This window comes from Catenibacterium sp. AM22-6LB, assembly GCF_003435615.1.
In the GTDB taxonomy this organism is placed as follows: Bacteria; Bacillota_I; Bacilli_A; order Erysipelotrichales; family Coprobacillaceae; genus Catenibacterium; species Catenibacterium mitsuoka_A.
Genome location: NZ_QTUM01000094.1, coordinates 1 through 3600 on the forward strand (window position 1 = coordinate 1; position 3600 = coordinate 3600).

Below are 3600 nucleotides of genomic sequence, written 5' to 3' on the forward strand. Positions count from 1 at the left end.
ACATCGCCCCCACAGTGGACTTTCACCACCTAGATATATGCCATGCCCGGCATACAAAACAGACACTAGGAAATGCATTCCTAGTGTCTTTTATAATATATTATGATATTATTTTATCACTTCATCCGTTAATTTTTCTAGTGTATAAAGCATTGGTACTCCAGATTCAACCTGTCCAACCTTCATAATTCTATTAGAAGCATAAATAGTCAAATCACATAATTGACTAAACTTACCTATATGCGCTAATGAAATCATAATAATAGTATAATTTTTACTCTTATATCTATTGATTTGATCAAATATCACTTTCTGATAAAAATCATTGTAAATGATCAAAATAACGGAATGAGTTCCTTCTGGTACTTCTAATATGGGATAGTTGACATCATCGATGCCATAACAATAAAACCCTGCTCGGCAAAATCGTCGAGCGGTATATTTCGCAATATCCCTACATACACCTAAACCAAGAATTTGAAATGAATAAGCACCTTTAATCAGATCAGCTGCTTTTTTAAGTCTATCTAAATAATCATTAGATTTTATATGCTCCACAAAACCTTCAATATCGTTTATTTCATAATTATCTTCCTGATCCTGCTGTTCATAAAATTCTTTAATCTTATACTTTAATTCTGAAAAGCCCGAATATCCCATCTTCTTACAAAAACGCATAACAGTGGCTGTTGAAACATGTACCTCATCCGCTAACTCACGAACACTTAGATTTAATATATGCTTTAGGTTTTTCACTACATAATTATACACACACATTTCTGCTTCATTCAACTTTTCAACTTGACTATACGCAAACATCGTGACATTGCCTCCTGCTTGTTATTTCTTTACCTTTATCCATTTTAAACCACTTTCATTTATTTTTCATTTGAAACAAGTAATTTTTTAGAAATAAATAAAGAGAAATTAAGTTATTATACAAATACACATGAATTTGTTGCTTTTCTTTTCTAATAAAAAACTGATTATAGTTAATCAGCCTTTATTACGAGTTCACTCATAATTCCATTGAGTTCTATTTGATTGTCTGATTTCTCATCTAGGTCTCCTTCATAGATAATCTTTGTTTTAATGCCTTTTGTAATTGTATTGAATAGACATGGTGATGTAATAATAAGTTGTGATGCACTACGTACTGCATTGAGATCTAATTTACCATCAATTTCGTCTGTTTTAATAATCATATCAATATTGCAGTCTATTTCTATATGTCCATGAATGTCTAAAAGATCTAGTAATGATGTTTTAATATCCAGTTCTATAGAATCAGATTGAATATGAGAAACAGACATACTTGTAGGCAATACATTGCATTCTAATTTGTGAATATACTGCATAGGCAATAAGATTAAAATACTGACGTCTCTTCTTTGATCTTTTGTGATATATTCCTTTGTCTCTAAGTCTATATCGAGTCTTGCTTTATTTTCATCTAATTTAATTTTAAAATCCTTTTGTAAATCCTTATAGATTGAAGAAGAAAGAGTAATAATAAGCTTTTCTCCTTCATAGCCTTCTATCAAAACATCTCCTAAAGTAGATAAATTTATATCAAAGTCCATTGGTTGTGCCAAATCATATTCTATCTTGCTCTTATATAATGATTGTACATGTTCATGAGAAAGAAGTGTATCAATAGAAATATGAAATACCTTTGCAAGTGTTTGAATATTATTAATATCCGGTATTCCTGTATTTGTTTCCCATTTCGTTACTGCTTGTCTTGATACACCTATTCTATCTCCTAGTTCAGTTTGTGATAAGTTTAATTGTGTACGATAATACTTAATTGTTTCTCCTAATGTCATATATTTGTCCTCCTAGTTCAAAGTATACTTATCTCATACTTGTTTCACAAGAAAGTATCCGTATCATTCATACAAATATATGCTACGTAGCGTGTCATACCTATCTAATATTAAATACAATCATAATTGTCATCACCAAACTACTAATTACAAAATAAATCATGGCAACAAGTTCAAATGCTATAGTATATAATTAAATAATATATGACTACAAATCTCGCATAAGATGCAAAAAAAACAGGTCTAAGCCTGTTTTACATCTTAATGATTCCAAATGCATTCGCAACTGAGCTTAACAAGATAATAGTTGCAAAGATTGGACAAACATATTTAATCATGAAAGTAAAAATCTTTTCACGTTTGAATGGATTGTTATGAGATTTTACTTCTTTCGCAATCTTATCTACTCCAATAACCTTTGATACAAGTAAGCAAATGCATATTGCAGAAATTGGCATCATGACTGAGTTAGTTAAGAAATCAAAGAAATCTAAGAATTGCATACCAATAACCTGAATAGATGCAAGTGGTCCATATCCAAGTGATGATAGTGAACCTAATACTAACATAATGATTCCAAGAATAATGACAGATTTATGTCTACTCCATCCAAGTTCATCCTGGAAAGTAGAGACAGCACATTCTGTTAAGGCAATTGAACTAGTAAGTGCTGCAAATAATACTAATACAAAGAATAGGATACCAATAAGTGTTCCGAGTCCCATACTATCAAATACTTTAGGGATAGTAATAAACATTAAAGATGGTCCTGCATTAAGGTTTTCCATATTTCCGTTAGAGAAGGCAAATACAGCTGGGATAATCATCAATCCTGCCATAATCGCAATAGCTGTATCAAATACTTCTACATTTTCTGTAGAATTCTCAATAGAGACTTCTTTTTCTGTATAAGAACCAAATGTGATTAAGATACCCATTGCGATAGATAAAGAATAGAACATCTGTCCCATTGCAGTCACAACTGTCATCCATGAGAAGTTCTTGAAATTAGGTACAAGGAAGTATTTTACACCTTCAAGTGCACCTGGTCTAGTGACTGAATAAACAGTAATAACACATGATAATACAACTAGAATTGGCATCATGATTTTAGAGACACGTTCGATACCGTTTTTAACACCTGCAAATACAATAATTAAAGTCATAAGTGAAAAAGCGGCAAAACATAATTCTGTTGAAACACCATTAGAGATGAATTTAGAGAAATAGTCACTAGATGCTAAAGCATGACCATTACCCTTAACATATTCAACAAGGTATTTAATAACCCAACCACCAATAACAGAGTAGTAAGGTACGATTAATATAGGGATAATCGCATTGATCCATCCACCAAACTTATGCCCGATAGAGTTTCCAAATTTTCTAAAAGCGCCTACTGGACTCTTTCTAGTCATTCTTCCAAGTGTGGTTTCTGCAACAATCATTGTATAACCAAATGTGAGTGCAAGAATGATATAGATTAATAAGAAGATTCCTCCTCCATATTTAGCTGCAAGATATGGGAAACGCCAAATATTTCCTAAACCTACAGAGGCTCCGGCAGCAGAGAGGACTAATCCTAGTTTTCCTGAGAAAGTACTTCTCTTTTCATTGTTTTTCATAAATTTCCTCTTCCTTTTGTCTTTTTTTTAGAACAATGAACATTATATCACAAATAAGAGATAAGGGAATAGAAAAGTTTAGAAGGTAAAATCGAGTAGGAGAAAATAATTAAAATTATTTTCGTCCTCTCACACCACCGGGCAAG

General features: G+C 31.8%; 3 protein-coding genes. All 3 read right to left on the reverse strand.

All coding sequences use genetic code 11. The annotated features are described in order from the left end of the window. Window positions 1–108: 108 nt before the first annotated feature. Entirely contained in the window at window positions 109–819 is a 711-nt protein-coding gene (locus tag DW269_RS12190) for a MurR/RpiR family transcriptional regulator (protein ID WP_117460257.1), read from the reverse strand. A 173-nt stretch (window positions 820–992) separates the two neighbouring features. Further along, on the reverse strand, window positions 993–1829 hold the full coding sequence (locus tag DW269_RS12195) for a helix-turn-helix domain-containing protein (RefSeq protein WP_117460259.1): 837 nt from the start codon (window positions 1827–1829) through the stop codon (window positions 993–995). A 254-nt stretch (window positions 1830–2083) separates the two neighbouring features. Further along, a complete protein-coding gene (locus DW269_RS12200) occupies window positions 2084–3454 on the reverse strand; it encodes a sodium-dependent transporter (protein WP_117460261.1) in 1371 nt (456 codons plus the stop codon). Between the last annotated feature and the right edge of the window lie 146 nt (window positions 3455–3600).

Excerpts from the sequence above, each read along its gene's own strand:
- DW269_RS12195 (WP_117460259.1), bottom strand. The coding sequence starts at position 1,829 with ATGACATTAGGAGAAACAATTAAGTATTATCGTACACAATTAAACTTA.
- DW269_RS12190 (WP_117460257.1), bottom strand. The coding sequence starts at position 819 with ATGTTTGCGTATAGTCAAGTTGAAAAGTTGAATGAAGCAGAAATGTGT.
- DW269_RS12200 (WP_117460261.1), bottom strand. The coding sequence starts at position 3,454 with ATGAAAAACAATGAAAAGAGAAGTACTTTCTCAGGAAAACTAGGATTA.